This window comes from Pandoraea terrigena, assembly GCF_902459705.1.
In the GTDB taxonomy this organism is placed as follows: Bacteria; Pseudomonadota; Gammaproteobacteria; order Burkholderiales; family Burkholderiaceae; genus Pandoraea; species Pandoraea terrigena.
The window spans coordinates 1-16,172 of sequence record NZ_CABPRU010000011.1; the positions used below are offsets into that span (position 1 = coordinate 1).

Sequence of the window (16,172 nt, forward strand, 5' to 3'; positions counted from 1 at the left end):
TTGCTGGCTGCGAGCCAACGTCTGCGATAGGACAAAAGTCTTAACGGGCAATATTTTCCGAATTCTGAAGCCGCCCCGGGAAGGTGCAATCCCGCTGCTCGGGGCTGAAAACGAGGCGATTGTACAGTTGGCAGTTGACTAGCTTTTCTGGAATGGATGGCACATCGTCGAGTAACACGATCTTCTTGCCGCTTTCGGATAGCTTGCGAAACGTCGACTTCATGTCGGTGGTCATTTCGCCAGGCTTGAACCGCGAATTGATATCGTCAGAACCGTAATACGAAGCCCAGGTTGCTGAGACAAAAACCGTATCGATGTCGTTCGATCTGAGCAAGTAATTCATGACTTTGGCATTGAATTTTCTGCAATCGACGTCAAGCTGCTTGCCGTTTGCCACGCCCGGGTTTTCAACGGGTGGGCAGGCCGGTCGGGTTAGATCGTGAATCGAGTAGTTGTACTCCTTACCCAACTGGTCGAAAAAGTACACAAACTGGTATGCGTGCGAGTCACCCCACAACACTGCCTTTCGCCCATGAGGGTTGCCTACTGAGCATGTCTCCGGCGCGCTGACTTCGGTCTTATCCCAACACGCTCCACCACGTCCGCCAACCCAGTCTGCATCAGTAGCCTGAGCATAGACTTTACGAAATCCTTCGGGAAAGAGCGGCAAGAAGTTGCCGGTTGAACGGCCGATGCCCACGAGAGATATAGCGACAAGCATGGGCATCGCAATGAACGCGATCGCCGCCCGTGCCTTTTTCATGGGTATATACCGGAATCTCGACTCAATATGCAGGTACGTCAGGTGCGCAAGAATCAACGAGATGCCTATGCAGACCGTCGCGGACAAGGTCGAGGAGAACCCGAGTCGGTGCGATGCGAAGAGTACGGGCCAGTGCCACAAATACAGGCTGTATGAGCGCTGACCCATCCACACCATCGGCTTATTGGAGAGGATACTAACGCCCCATGCCCCCGAACCGCCCGCAATGATGAGAGCCGTCGCCCCGCACGGAAGCAACGCCCAAACGCCTGGGAATGGGGCCCCGCCCATGGTCACCGCACAAGCTCCGAGCGCGCAGAGACCGCCCCAGAGGTAAGCCGACTTTGTGACCTTCGCGCAGGGTAACCGATGAACAGTTAGTGCCAGCAAGATGCCGATCAGAAACTCAAAGGCACGGTACTGTGCGAAAAAATAGCTACTCGGGAGCCCTTTAGCGCGGGCGATTTCTGCCCAAATCAGCGACGCACACGCCAACAGACAAACCACGGTAACCCGCCCCCTCGATCCCATGCGTCGAAGTGACACCAGCAAGATCGGTAGGACAAGATAGAACTGCTCCTCCACCGAGAGCGACCAGGTGTGCAAAAGCGGCTGGTGCGCAGCATCCGCGTCGAAGTAGCCGGTTTGCTTAGCGAGGTAGATGTTCGAAGCCAGGGCCGTCGCATACGCGAAGTTCTTCGCCACTTCCATCGCATCGTCGGGAATCAGAAACAATACGCTGAAGAGGAATGTCGCGAGTAGGACTGTAAAAAGCGTCGGTACGAGTCGCTTGGCTCGTCGTACATAGAAGTCGGAAAAGGAAAAAGATCCGTCAGCAATGTCACGCAGCAGGCTTCTCGCTACGACGTACCCGGAAATTGTGAAGAAGACGTCGACACCAATGAAGCCGCCCGCAAATGGAGCAAACTTGGCGTGGCACAACAGGACCAGTGCTACGGCGATGGCTCTAAGGCCGTCGATGTCGGGGCGGTAAGCCCCAAACGATTGTTTTGACATTCGTTGTTGATCAGGCGTCTATTGCGCCTGATTGCCCCGTAAGCGCCTCAAAGACAACGAGACGCTTGAAATCTGATCAAGAATTAGGTTGACACTGCTTAGAGGGTTATTTCCCTTTGATGAGGAAGCGGTTTCGATCCTTCCCTTTGATCCAGCCAGGCTCGCGGCCCAATCCGCTCCATGTGGAGCCAGATTTCGCATCGATGTACCTGGCTTCAGCCTTGCGCTTGAGCTGCCGACCTGTAGCGAATCCGAGATCGCGAGCAGTCAGTTCGTATTGCGCAATAAGCGTCTTTACCTCGGCAATGATTTTCGAGACCTCTGCTGACTTCGCCTTTTCAATCTGTGCGTCCAGCTGCAGCCTCTGCGCGAGAAGTTCCTTATATGTGGCCATCGTATCGCTCGATCAATGAAGTCGGTGGGTAAATAGGGTTGCAGTCGCTAGATCAAGGTAGGACAACTGAAAAACTTGTCGGCAAGGAGTCAGGATTATATCCGGTAGCGTGCTAATCGCAAAAAATATATGCTTTTCGCGCAACTCTGTTGGCATTTCAATATGAGTGGATTTATCCACGACGAGTGAAATTTCCTCTGGGGGCGTTCACGCGGGCTCGAACAGCGCGCGGCGCCACTTCCACTCGTGGAGTTACGCTTTGTGCGACGGAATGCACGATGTCTAGGGTGCAGCGAGTTGGCTAGGTGTTCGAACACAATTCACGTGTGCGGGAGTCGGTATGGTCGCGCAAAGTTGAAGCTGCTGCGATGATAGCGATAAGCGCCACGTACAGTGATACGGTGGCCTTGAGGTTGAACGTTTCAACGGTCAGCCCGAAAACTGCGAAGCAGACGGTAACCGAGAGCCCCAATAGCCCTGCCTTATGCCGCAACTCACTAGCGTGAGGGTCGCGAGCTGCGCGCCAGAACAACAGCGACGGTACGAGGTAGAGGGATAGCATTACCCCGAGACCTAGTAAGCCGTAGTCAGCCCCATATGCCAGCACCTGATTGTGAACCTCCCCTTCGCCAGCAACGCCGGCGATCCTCGTCACGGCACCTCGCTCGATCTCGATAGGCATCAACCTCTTGAAGCCGTCTGCGCCGAGCCCAAACATCGGCGCCTGAGCGATGCCTCTGGTTGCGGCTTCGTATAGCTGCAGTCGTACCCCCACTGATGTATCGCGTTGACCGGCAACGTATCCGGTAAGGTCGGTGTATATCTCATCCACACGGCCTCTCACAAATGGCGAGACGGCAAAGATCATTAGGAGGATCGAGGCCATGCCACTGACGAGTGCGGCTTTCAATTTCCATGAAAGATTGCGATGCAGAACTGCCATGTAGACAAGTCCAACGACTGGGATGGCGATCCATCCACCCCTCGACCCAGTTAGGAAGGAGGCGAAGAACGCGCTGCCCACCACCGTAAGTCGAAGGGCAGTGATAACAGCCGCATCTTTCCGGTTGACCGAAATGAGCGTCATGATCGCAAATAGCAATGCGACGTCACCAAAATGGATGGCGTTCATGTAATAGCTTTCCATCCGCATCTTTCCCCACTCGTGAAATTGGGGAACGAGCACGAGCAAGCATGCGATGCCTCCGCATGCAATTGCCCAATCAAAGTAGCGAAACGTGGGTGGTTCGGTGCGCCGCAAGGCCAAGAAGACCGGGATACCAATGAAAAACCTAGACGGCGAATCCAGAGTCCGCCAAATGATCTCGCCGTGGATTACCTCGGAAGCTAAGGCAACCATCAGGGGGGCGGCAAGGGCTAAGCACAATGCCCATTCTTCACGAGTCAAGCGCTCCACGGCATCGCGATTATTCAAGGCCAGCGCGAATGAGGTTGCGGCAGCTACCAGCAGCAATAGTGCGCTTGTACCGCCTTCAACCAACGCATATGCCGTCGGTGTGGCGAGAACAAAAGTCTGAATCAGTCCACGAAATGAGACCATGAACCAGCGTGGCGTCGCAAAAACTTTGGCCGGAATATTGTTCATTGTTGCGCTAAGAGCTAGGCATCCCATTCGCGGAGCGTCGCCCCGTCAACGAAAACGCCTTGTGTAAATAAGCCTAACTAAAAGTTTTCTCTGTAACCTGCAAATACAAACAACGACGTTGGGCCCGAAGTGTCTCACAAAAAGCCTGTTTGCCCGAGTGATCCATTCATCCGGCGTTTCCGGAATTCCAAAGGTGGGACGCTAGTCGACCTCGCTGGGATATCCGGACGCGCTAGATTCCCCGGCCCTTGTGCGGAGAGTGATGATGTCCGTTGCGAAAGCTGGGCGTTTCGCACGCGTCAGTACCAATTCGACAGCGTGGTTGTAGCCTGTGGCGCGTCCTTGACTCTGGATCAATATCCTTGGTCGTCGAAAAGTTGCCGAGATGCGGGGGATCTAATCAGTCGAACAGGCCCAAAGACGTGCTTGCCGATAACATTCAAGTGACCTACAGCGGCTGCAGCCACGATAGTCGCCTGTTTGCACGTGGCAATGTACAGCCCGTCTTTCGGCGGCTTGATGACCCTCATCACCGTTGTCGCGTCAACTTCGGATTTGGACGGCGACAATGCCCCTGAGATGTCCTCCGGGGCACCGACACGCATCGTTCACATGATTTTCGCAGCAATGACCGCTCGATTCCGACCGGCGGGTAACTACGACGAGCGCAGGCACCCGTTTTCGCCGCCGCACCAATGGCGGCGCTATCCTGCTGGGATTACCTGCATAAGCGGCTTGGTCTTCGTCGACCTTCCCGGTTAGATGCTGCTCTCGCATATGCCCACGGCAGGGATCGGCGACGCGAGAGTAGCTATAAGCGTGTAGCCAGGATACTGCTCGCGGGCAGTGCGCGAAAAGCTCGCCACGGCCGTCTCGCTATCGTCGGCGGTGACGACGCTATGGATCGGCTTGATGACGTCGGTCGTGCCATCTCGGCGCAGTACTCCGGATACGATGAACCGCATCGGCTGATGCACATTCCATCCGACGCGCGCGTCGCGATCGTGGGCCAAAGCCGGAAGTGGGCCGACGAAGCCGGCGGAACATATGGCCGCGAAAAAAGTGGCCCGGAGCGCCAGTCCGACGTGGGCTGCTCGATCGGAGCCGAAAAGTACCTGCTTCATGCTAAATCTCCAACAAAATTCCGTGTAGCCCTTGAACCACCTCGCAAGGTGCCATTTGGGAAATCGCGCCTGAAGCACCCGGAGCGCACCGGCTATTGCTAAGAAGCTGTTGCGAAATTATGTTTTGGGTCTGTTAACTTTTCCGACTTGGTGTTAACTTCCTGTCTTGTTTTGCCTGACAGGAAGCAATGCCTAAAGAACTCATAGACGACGAATTGTGGTCACTCATCGAGCCGCTTCTGCCGGCGCGAGCACCGCGCAATCGCCAGTACGCGGGCCGCAAACCGACGCCAGACCGGGCAGTGCTGACCGGCATCGTGTTCGTGCTGCGCTCGGGCATTGCATGGAACCTGCTGCCGCAGGAAATGGGTTGTGGCTCAGGCACGGCCTGCTGGCGACGGCTCGTCGCATGGCAGAAGGCCGGTGTCTGGCAACGTATCCACGAAACGCTGCTGGCCGAACTGCGCCGCCGTGGCGAAATCGATTTAACGCGAGCCATCGTCGACAGCTCGTCAGTTCGCGCCATGCTGGCGGGAAAAAAACCGGTCCGAATCCAACGGACCGGCGCAAGCTCGGCAGCAAGCACCACCTCATCGTCGACGCGCAAGGCATCCCGCTCGCGGTCATCCTGACTGGCGCAAACCGCCACGACATTACGCAGCTCGATGCACTGGTCCAGGCCATTCCACATATCCGGGGCAAGCGCGGGCGTCCCCTGCACAAGCCGCAAATCGTTCAGGGCGACCGGGGCTACAGTTCCGAGCCACATCGGCAGCGCTTGCGCGAACGTGGCATCACGCCCTTGCTCGCAAAAACTGGCTCGCCCCATGGCAGCGGACTCGGCAAAACGCGTTGGCAAGTCGAGCGCTCGATTGCCTGGCTTCACTCGTTTCGACGCCTGAAGATTCGCTATGAACGCTACGCTTATATCCACGAGGCTTTCCTCTCGTTAGCTTGCGCCTTGATTTGCTGGACGCGCCTAAAGCCTTGGCTTAACTAATTTCGCAACAGCTTCTAAGCCTAGGGACGAGCTTCTTCGTCCAGCATGACCAGATCGATTTTATCGAGGTGATCGCGCAAGGCCAGTCCCGACGGCGTAGCGCGCCAGCAGCCTTGGCCGTCACTCGTCGCAAATCCAGCTCGATACAGCGCTTGCATCGTGTCGAGATTGGCGACGCGCGTGCCGTTCAACATCACAGCAGATCCAGCACCAGGCACCGCGATCCAACCGTGCGACAGCCATGACATTACTCGCGATTGCGCGGGTGATAGTTTCGGTGATTTCGGCCCCATAGATATCCGTTGTAAGTGCTTGGGTGATCGACGGTCACTCCGCCCAGTCAGCAGGTTGAATCGATCCAACCAAGCGCGGCTTTTGGCGTCGCATTCGGCAGCGCGCTTCTCGTCGCTGCGTTTGCGAGCCTCATTGGCGTCCGCCAGACAGTTCAACGCCAGAACATGTCATTTTCACAGATTTGCCCCGGTACCGCGGCACATTGAGTTATGGGTCGAAAGCGACGTATCTCGGCCGAGTTTTCAATGTTTGATTCGAAAGCCCCCGTCGGACAATAGAAATGCACTTTCGCGCGACCACAATCTACAAGTTTCCACAAGGAATCAGTCCATGCTTCGACCGATTCGCAGTTCCCTCCTTTCGATCGCCCTTCTCGGATCATGCGCGCTTGCGCACGCTGAACGCTCGGTGTCGGACGTGAACACAGCCATTCAGGCCGGGCAATATGCCCAAGCCGAGCAGATGATCAAGGAAGTGGCTCCGAATCATCCGATGAGTCCCCGGGTTCACTACATGATGGCGCAGGTGCTGTCTCACATGCCTGGGCGCGAAGACGAAGCTCGCCAGGAGTTACTGGACGCCAAGCGGTTGAACCCGCAGTTGCCCTTCGCGAACACAACCGAAGTCGAAGCGCTACAAGAGCGAATTCGCCCGCATGAAGATCCGCCGCGCCCGCAGGACAAAGCGCCTCGCGTGCTGGATCAGCCGATTCAACCTCCGGCGCCGGTTCGGCCTCCTCAGCCGGCGAGCCTAAAAGCACCGGAACTCTTGCCGCACCTGCAAGGGGCGGAGATGAGCTCGTACGACCGCTTCATGTTGACCATCCAGGAGAACAAAATTCTTGCGGCTGCAACGGCCGGCATCGCGATTCTAGCTATCGCGTGGTCATTCATCGGCCGCAAAAAGAAGGGCGACGGCCAGCCGAAGGAAAAGGGCTGGAAATTGTGGCGCCGACATGAGCCTACGGGGCCGTCAGACGATGAAGGGAGCGAGGCTGAAGAATTCCAGTATTCGAGTGCCTTGCCCGATGATCGTGATCAGACGCAACATCGCGAAACCCCCCCCGCCTCGTGGGGGACGGCGCACCACGATGACGTGCACGAAGACTTCGCCCGTCATTAAATAACGGGGCCATAAGGTCTCGATTTCATCAGATCGGAACGTAACCCGTATGCGTCGGGGTCATGCGCACCAGGCGCTCGACCATGCGGGTGTTCTGAATACCCAGCAGGAGTGCCACCTCAGAAACGGTTGCCCCGGCCAGCAGCTGTCGACGCGCGTACGTCGTACGCAGCACGCGCGGTCCCATGTCATCCCCGTGAAAGTCGATCGCACGCAGTACGTCTCGGACGGACTTGTACACGCTAACGGTTGACAGTGCCTGGCCATTCTTTCCAGGAAAAACGACGTCCGGTTCTGCATTCTTTGGGCCAACGCCTTCCCTTCTTTCCTGAACCCACTCACGGATCGCGCGGACGCAGAACGGTGCCAGCGCGGCTCGATAACCGTCTTGATCGTTCTCCGGCGTGCAGTCAAACGACGGAACGACGTCGTTAAAGACGAATTGGTCGAGTCGCGCTTCAGCTGCCTGCGACGCCGTGATGCCACCACCTGCCAGCAGTAAGAGCAGCGCCCGAGTGCGCCGCGAGGACCAGCTCGCGACATCCATTTCTTCGAGCAGGTACGTCTGCAGCCGCGCGTCAATTTCGGTCGGCATGCACACAATTCGGGAAGTGTCATGGAAACCGCCCAGCATACGACTTGCCTTGAGCACAGGGTTGGTTTTGCGATAGCCGCGTGCGACGAGGTGGTTCATCACGTCGTCGATTAAGTCGGAATGGCGTTTGAGGGTCGAGCGATGCGCCGGCAAGGTCGTTGTCTTCCGAGCGTCAGCAGCCATACCTGGCTCGCCAGGATCGCGTCCCTGCAGGGACATCAGAAAGTCGTGCGTCAAGTCAGGTCCCACCGACAGAATCGTCGTTTGGTGCTCGGCGACAAACCGAATGAAGCTGTTGAACATCGACCGGTACTGGCGGATGGTTTGGTCTGAGTACGCGTTCTGACCGTCGCAAGTTGCGACGTTCTGCACCCACATCTCGAACGCAAGCGCCGGGACGCGCAGCCACTGGTCGCGCGAAGGTGCGAGATCGGTCAGGTCTGGCTCGTCGACCGACTCCAGATCCTCGAATAACTTCCCTTGCTGAGACATGATCGCCCTCCCATTACCACTCGTAGCCGGAGGGTAATGGAAAAATCATTTGTTTACAAGAACTTGCCTGGCATGGAAATTGACCGCCTCGCCCCTGACGACGCTGTTCGGCCCGGAGGGCCGCTTGGGTGGGAAATGAATGGCTGTCCGTATATTAAGTTGGCTATCTAATTGCAACTTGCGCCTCGAACTGCGACCAGTATCCTTGGGGCATCTTCGAATTCATGGTGCCATCGTGATTTTTGGTTCTCACCTCCAAACCGTGACTGCCACCGGCTCCATGCGTGAGCCCGACTCGATCGTTGGCCGGTGCACGACCGGCCCACTCCCTCCGTTCCACTCGTGGGGGCTCGTTTTCGGAATCAGGGGTGTGGAGAATGACCGCGCGGCCGCAGAGGTCGGGCGGACCAACCTGCCGAGCGATACCGTTGTATGGGCCGCTGATGGCCTTCCGTGGGGCTCGGCATCTGAATCCGCGTACGCGCTGGCCAGACTCGTCGTTCGCTTCCTGCGGCCGGACTGGAGGGCTTCGTTTTGGTCACGTGAGTATTTCGAGGAGGTCGCGCGGGACTTCGCACATCGCTTCCTTGTGCCGGCGCCGCGGTCCGGTGGTCAGGTCACGCGTCCCCAGATCAACGCGTGGTTCGAGTCGCTGGGCCTCGCGGCACCCCCACTCTCCGCGTCCGTACGGCTCGTTTCGAGCAAAATCTAAGCACAAACGAAAACGGCCACCGGATGGGTGGCCGTTTCCTAGAACATTGCATCGTCATGCTGCACGACGAAACGTCCGCGTCTGCTGGCGCAGACGCTCAATCTCTTCCCGATGCGCGGCACGCTCGACAAGCCGTTTCGCGCGACGTTCGTACTGCAGTTTCCAGATGTCGCAGAAGTCCACACCTTCCTGAACCGACGCGATCACCGTCACCCTCTTGCCTATCGCACGCAACTTCTCGGCGAGCAGCCCTGCGTGATACTCACCCGGCCGAACCTTGATGACCCCGCCGCCGCCGTCTTCGCCCTTCGCTGCTCGCTTTTCCTGCTCGCGGTCACGATCGGCGTAAATGAAGATGGTGTCGTACTTGCTCCAGTCGAGGTCAGCACGGCTCAGGTTGCCACAATCGAGCATGCTGCGTACTTCGATCTTGTTTTCGTATTTCGCAACGACTGCGAAGCCCGTTTCAGCACCTTCAGTCAGGGCAAGCGTTCGCGACACGGCATTGTTCAGCCGCGTCGAACCACCTGCTGGACCATCCGGTGAGGGCATCTGCTTCTTTGCTGCGGGCCTCCCCTTCGCATCAACGAACGGCACCTTTTCGCCATGCGGAGTCAGGTAGATCCGCTGAAGCGTTCGAGCCGTCTTGTCACCGGCGGCGACGAGCCGCTGCAGCATTACCGGGAACTTGCCCATGTCCTTGCCGTCGTGCGCCCGATATGTGAGACACGGGTGATGACGGACATCGGGGCCAAGCCATTCGAGACGAAGGCCGGGCACGCGATGACACAGGTACGTCCAGACGGGCGAGTCTTCCGTGATGGCCAGACTGCGCTCCCAGGTTCTGCGCAAGATCGTGCGGAGTTCCTCTGGGCTCTTTTCCGGACGCACTGCCACCTTCTGAATGAAGGTAGAGGGCGCCGCGCCCTGGTTATATCTCTGCGTTTTCAGTTCGTCATAGATCTCGGCCAGGGGCTTGCCGGTGATCTCGTGGATGACGCTCACGAGGTTGCCACCGGTGTCGCACTTGGCGCAATACCAACCCGAACCACCTTTTCCGCGACGGTCCCAGATAATTCTGAACGTCGCGCTGCCTGTGCAAAACGGACAGGGTCCCCATTTGCCGCTGAGGATATTCTTGTCCTGCACGTAGTACGGCAGCACATTTCTCCAGTCGATCGAATCAACGTCGACGCGTTCTTTCGAATCATTCATGGTGTATGCCTCTTGCCAACGATTGGCGGATATAAAGGCGTTGAAGACTCACCATGAGCCTTCCTGATGGATGCCGGAGCACACATCAGGAAAGCCCCCGAAGGGGGCGATCCTGGACCGTTATAGGTCCGTTTTACATGGTTCCAAATGCGCGTCGCATGTCGAGATAGTTTGCGTTGCCGCAAAACGGAATGTCTCGATCCATGTCGTCGAAGCCGCCGCCAGCTGCAATGGCGCCCGTTGCTGGACGACCACCTTTACCATCTCCTTCAGCGCCGCCACCGCGCGACTGACGTGCGGGTTGGCCCGCACGACGTTCACCGTCGTAGTTGCCGCTGCCGTCGTTGTCACGACGGGTGCCGAGCATATTCATCTGGTCTGCAACAATTTCCGTCGAATACCTGTCGGTACCGTCCTCCGCTTGCCACTTCCTCGTGCGAATCTTGCCTTCGATGTACACGGACATGCCCTTCTTCAGGTACTGACTGACGATGTCAGCCAAGCGCCCGAAAAAGACCACACGGTGCCATTCAGTGTTTTCCTTGAACTCTCCGCTGGCCTTGTCCTTGTAACGATCCGTGGTCGCCATGCGAATATTCGCAGCCGCGTCACCACTCTGCAGATGTCGAACTTCGGGATCTGCACCAAGGTTGCCGACGAGGATGACTTTGTTGACTGATGCCATTTCCTTCTCCGATGGTCTCTCTGGAGACCGGCGCGTGAGCCTTCCTTAAACGAACCGGGCAGCGGATGCTGCGCCGGCTCCTCCATTACTGCTTCCGTGACATCTATCGACGTTCTCGATCTACAACTTGAAACTCGTAGATGTTGCGCGTCTTCTCATTGCGGACACCGTTTCGAGTCACCCAGAACTGCTGGCGACCACGCTTAAGGCTGATCGTGTCGCCGATGGCGACGCGGTTCTTTTCCACGTGCTGTTCCAGCTCATAACCTCTGAACTGCGCTTCCTCGCCGCTAGGGGTCCTCATCGTGATCGCGTAGATCTGGAAAGGATCCTTCTTCGGCTTTTTGACATCGACGACACCGAAGCCAATCACCTTGCCGACCACACGATGAGCCCCTCGGAAATCCACCGGTCCTTCCTCGACGCCGTTCTCCCCAGAGGGGCGAACGTCTACAGGAGGGGGCGGCGGATCCCGTCGGATCGGCTGCTGGGTGCGCGGTTGTGGTTCCGGTGCGGGACCACGGCTGGGCGCTTGCGCGTCGATCTCGTCGAAGCATGGGGTGTCCGCCCAGTAGGGGGCATCCTCGTCCATCGGCGGGCCTGCTTCCTGTGCCGGGGACGACTGCTTCTCCTGCAGAGCCGTGTACTGATCGGGTTGCGCTGGCTGTGCAGTGGGCTGAGTCTCAGTCTTGCGACTGGGGCCGCGCCGCCGTGCTGCTGCGATTTCCCGGCGGGTGTACTCGACCGCTTCTTCCAGGGTGAACGCGACCTTTTCGCGGGCCGCAATGCTGCGCGTGAACGCGGCAAGTGGCTTACGAATGCGGCCGTTCTCGATGCGCTGAATCTCGTTCTCCGCTAGGTAGGACGAGAATCGGTACTGCCGGCCCGAGATCTCCTTGAGTAAGTGTCGATCGGCGATTCGCATCACCGGCTTGTTGTCCCAGATCGAGGGCTTCGATTCATCACCGGCCACATTGGCTGACGATTGGTCGGAGGTCGATCGACGGACGACTCGCGCGGACGGCTCGTCGACAGCTTCCTTCAGCTTCGAAGGAGCTGCTTCCCTGCGCACCACTGTTGCTTCAGCCTGCGGCTGAGTTGCTTCCATCGCCTTGACGGTGTGGAGCGAACGCATAACCCCGCGAAGGGCCATGAACATCAGCTTCAACACTTTGACAACGACCAGCAAGCCGACCGGAAGCACATTGAGAATCCCGAGCGCGGGGGTCGTGACACGGTTGTTCGTGCTCTGATTCATTGATTCCTCCAACCTGTTACGTCGACGTAGTCCTCGAGCTTGCGCTCGCATTTGAGCAGGAAGCCTTCGTCGCCGAAGGCCTCGATCGTGCGCAGCAATCCCTTGAAATGTTGATGGAGACAGCGGGCAGCAACTCGCCTGATCCACTCCGCATTCCATCCGAGACGCTCGCAGACGAACTCGAAAGGCACCATCACGTCAACCACCGTGACTCCGTCGATCTCTTCGTCCGGACGAGCATCCTGAAAGGCGTAGATCCACTGCATCGCGTCATAAACGCGCAACTCGTCTTGATCGCAGTCCTCGAAACCAAAAAGGTCCGGGCCCGAGTCCTCGACGAAGTTGCGGCGCTTGACGATCGCGCGCAGGTCGTTCCACAGCAGGTTGCCCATCAGCTTGCACATCACCAGTTCTGGTGCGTCCGTCTCCTCAATCCGGCAGAGAAGTGTTTCGAACGAACCGACGGGCTGGTCTTGCTGCGCGTCGTTGTCAGCCGCGTTCTCCTCGAGGGCCAGAGCCGGCCGAGGATCCGTGGGCACTTTCTTTTCGTACACCCGGCGGCGTGCGTCCTTCATCAGGACATCCCACACACCGGATGCAGCCTCCACGACTCGCGGAACCTCAACACGGAGGAGCGCTTCGTCGATTAGTCGATCTATTCCCTTTTCCGTGGCGTATCCGAGCCAAGCGTCATCCAGCGGATGCTGGGCGACCATGGGGGATAACGCCATCGATGGAGGATCTACTGCTACTCCAAACAGTTCCAGGTTCATGATGCTTCCCCTTTGCCTCAGAGAGGCCGTTGAAAACCGGGAAGCGAAGCCGGACTCTTTCCCCTGCCGTTCGGCAGGGGAAAGGCCCGAGAGGGTCTTTCCAGGGGGGCTTAGAGATCGGCTACGTTGATCACGTAGTCGGCCAACCCTTGTATTTCTTTCGTCTGAGTTACGAAATACTCACGCGAGTATTTCCCGAGATCGAGGACACGACGCTTGAGAAGGATGAGCTGCCGCTTCTTCTCTTCATCCAGGAGTCCGTCAGTTTCGTCCGAGAACAGCGTATCGGAGCGGAACTGGGCGGCGCCAGCTAGGTAGAGAGCCACTGCGCGCATCAGACAGTCGTTGATGTACACGCTCTGTCCGCCGCTCAGCTTCTGAACCGGCTTTTCCTTCCCGTCTTCGACGTCGAGGACCATGATCTCGAAGCCTTCACGCATGGCACCGGACCGCAGTTCGCGTTGCGTTTCGAAACGCACCGAAAACCGGCCGCCGTAGCAGACAGCCAGAAGGTCATTCGCGATCGATGCGATACCGGGACCGGCATCGTCAATCGAGAAGGCCACCAGACCATCCCTGCCGAGCGCTTGGGAAGCGAGCTCCCATGCTTCGATTTCTTGGCCAAGCCTTTCAGCTACTTGCGACAGGGACCCGAGTTCTGCAACCCCGGCTTCTGCCCTACCGACACGCTCGTGAACCTGCGCCTGTTTGGCTTGGAGCTGAGCAATCTCCCCATTGAGTGCCAATACCTGTGCCTCAGCTTGAGAAAGTGACTTTGCGACACCCTCACGAACTGACGCATCGGCGCTTGTGGGCAGAGCCTGCAGCCTTTCCTGATAACCCGCAACCGCTTGCTGCTGTGCCTTCTGGACCTGTGCGATCGCAGTGTCACACGCGTGTGTGGCCGCGTCGATGTCTGCCTTGATGGTGTTCCGCGTGGTGTGGTGTCGCTCCAAGTCCGCCTTCTTAGTGGTCAGGAGGTTCACGACGCCGGCGCGGGCTGCCTTGGCTTCATCGATCAGTGGCGATTGCGATGCGAGCGGAACGAAACGATCCAGACTGCGGATCACTGCATCCAGTTCCTGTCCGACCTGGCCATGCTGCGATTCCAGTGCGTCGAGCTTTGCAACCTCGACGCCGGCCGACTTCAGCTCATTGTTGAGGGTCGCGTACTGCCTGCGCTGATTGGCTAAGTCCGTGGTGACCTTGGTCAACTTCGCCCGAGCTTCGCGAGCATCTTTCAGGAGTTCGCAACCGGCAGCGAGCTCCATGCCTGAGCATGGCACCCGATCTGCGAGCGCGGCAACAGTATTCAGTTGCGTGACTCGATCGCCAGTTGCCGTTCCTTCGCTCGCGACCCTCGCCAGATCCGCCGTCAGTGTCATGGTCTTTGTCCGATAAGGACGAAGCGCCGAGACCTGTTGTCGGATGCCGTCGAGGGTGCCAGTCAGCGCCGCCCGCTTGGTCTGCAGCGGAGCCACCTGGTCGACGGCCTCTCGAACCGTCTTCTCTCCGGCAATCCTCGTGTCGATCGTCGTCAGCCGGGTCTCGGCGTCCGTGATCTCCTTCTGGAGTGCCTTGATCGACCTGTTCGCTTCGGCGTCGCTCTGTCTCAGGGAGTGGATTTGCTTGGCCGCCTGATCGCGAAGTTCCGATACACGCACGTTGGTTCGGCGATTCTCGGTCTCGATCAGTTCGCGCCATTGCTTGCGCTGCTCATCCACACGCTGGAAGCCGGCAGCCTCCGTGTCGAGCTGCACAATTCGAACCCGCAGCTTTTGCACATCCTTCTGCGCCTGAACGAGCGCTGTTGCCTTTGCCCGCGACTGGCTAATCAGCTGTTGCACTTCGGTCCGGGCTGCGTTAGCGGCAGAGCGAAGCTCTGCGCCGGCGCGGATGCGGGCCTGTACCTCAGCGAGCTTCTCGCGAAGCAGGCTTGCGACTTCGCCCGCCGATGCGCTGTCGCGCAGCAACTCGTCGTGGCCGAGCCAGGCGCTCAAAAGTGCCTTCACGTCGGCATGCTCATAGTCCCCCAGCATCCTGCGCCGGTGAGCCGCGAACTGCGTGGTGAAGAACACTTCTGGCCGGCCCAGGATAGCTTCGATACAGCGATCGTAGGTGGCGGCGCTACCGTCGGACGTTGTTCCGTCCGGCAGGACTACCGGCGCCCAGCCTTCGCCATCCCAACGGTGCAGGAAGGCTTGCTGGTTGCGGGTCTTGCCGGTAACTCGAAAGATCAGATCGGAGCGATAGCTTACGCCATTGTGCGACCAGTCCAGTTGCTTCTGTGCGAGGGGTTCCGCGATTTCGTCCCAGTAGGAAAACGAGGAAGGTTTGAGGCCTTCACACCGCGACGGCATGAGCCGGTACGGATGCAGGTTGTCCAGGATCGTCGTCTTGCCCTGCCCGTTCCTCCCCACAAGCGCAACAAGGGTTGCCCATTCGGGGATGACCGAGAGGTCGAGAGTGAGTTGGGATTTTCGACAGCCGGAAAGGATTCCAGCAAACCCCCTCAGAAAAAGCCTTGAGGGATTCATTTTCGATCTCCATGCCGCGGAGCGGCTATTCAGAAATCGGCGCAGGGCCGCGTGTCCGAAGGGATCGACGCAGAACTATCGCTCATGCCAGGGGGCATGGGGAATAAGCTTCTGCGATTTAAATTTATGGTTGCCGCCAGCGCGGCCTTACAGCTGAGACGATACATGAGGCAGGCAGAGGATGCAATACACGTTCGTTGCGATAGCACCAATCTGTCGTGGAGCTCGTCCCTGCGACTTTGGTTTGTTGCCAAACACCGCACTTTTCAGGCTGGTGTCCGGTCTTGACAGCATCAGAGGCTGTTGGGTGTTGATTTGTTGATACTTTTCTATTCACGACGTTCTCCTTTTTGCTCATTGCGAGCGGTTGATAGGAGATGGACCGCAAGGCCCGGACAGATGTGAAGGTCTGTCGAGGCCGCCCGAAGGCGCCGCAGCGTGCGTTTGTTCATGAACAGCCGAAAAGTTACTTTGGTGCGCCCGTCCGCCCAGGTGTACTTCCCCAAAACGGCCGATGAGGCTACCCTGCGGGGGATCGCCCTGGCGGTCGAGCGGAAGGTTTCGTAGCTCCTCCAAACGCCTCGA

General features: G+C 58.1%; 13 protein-coding genes. 2 read left to right on the forward strand and 11 right to left on the reverse strand.

The genetic code is table 11. The annotated features are described in order from the left end of the window. Nucleotides 1-40: 40 nt before the first annotated feature. The 4 genes from PTE31013_RS18930 to PTE31013_RS24875 form a co-directional block, all read right to left on the reverse strand. Entirely contained in the window at nucleotides 41-1,780 is a 1,740-nt protein-coding gene (locus tag PTE31013_RS18930; RefSeq protein ID WP_150614323.1) for an acyltransferase family protein, read from the reverse strand. A gap of 106 nt (nucleotides 1,781-1,886) precedes the next feature. Further along, entirely contained in the window at nucleotides 1,887-2,174 is a 288-nt protein-coding gene (locus PTE31013_RS18935; RefSeq protein ID WP_150614324.1) for an H-NS histone family protein, read from the reverse strand. A gap of 301 nt (nucleotides 2,175-2,475) precedes the next feature. Beyond that, entirely contained in the window at nucleotides 2,476-3,780 is a 1,305-nt protein-coding gene (locus tag PTE31013_RS18940) for an O-antigen ligase family protein (RefSeq protein ID WP_174978635.1), read from the reverse strand. 758 nt (nucleotides 3,781-4,538) lie between these two features. After that, nucleotides 4,539-4,904, reverse strand: coding sequence for a hypothetical protein (locus PTE31013_RS24875; RefSeq protein ID WP_174978636.1), 366 nt, complete (start codon nucleotides 4,902-4,904; stop codon nucleotides 4,539-4,541). Between the two features lie 188 nt (nucleotides 4,905-5,092). On the opposite strand from PTE31013_RS24875, the gene PTE31013_RS18950 reads away from it, so the two are divergent. Next, nucleotides 5,093-5,904, forward strand: a protein-coding gene (locus PTE31013_RS18950) for an IS5 family transposase (protein WP_150614326.1) whose coding sequence is annotated in 2 segments (ribosomal slippage) — nucleotides 5,093-5,432 and nucleotides 5,432-5,904 — 813 coding nt in all. Because the reading frame shifts where the segments join, the coding sequence is not laid out codon by codon here. A gap of 20 nt (nucleotides 5,905-5,924) precedes the next feature. On the opposite strand, the gene PTE31013_RS24880 is transcribed toward PTE31013_RS18950, so the two are convergent. After that, nucleotides 5,925-6,098, reverse strand: a complete 174-nt coding sequence (locus tag PTE31013_RS24880) for a hypothetical protein (RefSeq protein WP_174978637.1) — start codon at nucleotides 6,096-6,098, stop codon at nucleotides 5,925-5,927. A gap of 430 nt (nucleotides 6,099-6,528) precedes the next feature. Between PTE31013_RS24880 and PTE31013_RS18960 the strand changes: the two genes are divergently transcribed. Next, nucleotides 6,529-7,320, forward strand: coding sequence for a tetratricopeptide repeat protein (locus PTE31013_RS18960; protein WP_150614327.1), 792 nt, complete (start codon nucleotides 6,529-6,531; stop codon nucleotides 7,318-7,320). 28 nt (nucleotides 7,321-7,348) lie between these two features. On the opposite strand, the gene PTE31013_RS18965 is transcribed toward PTE31013_RS18960, so the two are convergent. The 6 genes from PTE31013_RS18965 to PTE31013_RS18990 all read right to left on the reverse strand — a co-directional run bounded on the left by PTE31013_RS18965 (nucleotide 7,349) and on the right by PTE31013_RS18990 (nucleotide 15,587). Then, the gene (locus tag PTE31013_RS18965) at nucleotides 7,349-8,407 is read right to left on the reverse strand and encodes a tyrosine-type recombinase/integrase (RefSeq protein ID WP_150614328.1); all 1,059 of its coding nucleotides are present in this window, start codon (nucleotides 8,405-8,407) and stop codon (nucleotides 7,349-7,351) included. Between the two features lie 766 nt (nucleotides 8,408-9,173). Beyond that, nucleotides 9,174-10,334 (reverse strand): DUF7146 domain-containing protein, encoded by a 1,161-nt coding sequence (locus PTE31013_RS18970; RefSeq protein ID WP_150614329.1) that lies wholly within the window; start codon nucleotides 10,332-10,334, stop codon nucleotides 9,174-9,176. A gap of 133 nt (nucleotides 10,335-10,467) precedes the next feature. Beyond that, nucleotides 10,468-11,019, reverse strand: a complete 552-nt coding sequence (ssb, locus tag PTE31013_RS18975) for a single-stranded DNA-binding protein (protein WP_150609246.1) — start codon at nucleotides 11,017-11,019, stop codon at nucleotides 10,468-10,470. A gap of 103 nt (nucleotides 11,020-11,122) precedes the next feature. Beyond that, nucleotides 11,123-12,277: a hypothetical protein gene (locus tag PTE31013_RS18980; RefSeq protein ID WP_150614330.1), complete on the reverse strand. Its 1,155-nt coding sequence runs from the start codon at nucleotides 12,275-12,277 to the stop codon at nucleotides 11,123-11,125. After that, nucleotides 12,274-13,050, reverse strand: coding sequence for a hypothetical protein (locus PTE31013_RS18985; protein ID WP_150614331.1), 777 nt, complete (start codon nucleotides 13,048-13,050; stop codon nucleotides 12,274-12,276). The genes PTE31013_RS18980 and PTE31013_RS18985 overlap by 4 nt, the downstream gene beginning before the upstream one ends. Nucleotides 13,051-13,160: 110 nt before the next feature. Next, nucleotides 13,161-15,587: an AAA family ATPase gene (locus PTE31013_RS18990; protein ID WP_150614332.1), complete on the reverse strand. Its 2,427-nt coding sequence runs from the start codon at nucleotides 15,585-15,587 to the stop codon at nucleotides 13,161-13,163. Between the last annotated feature and the right edge of the window lie 585 nt (nucleotides 15,588-16,172).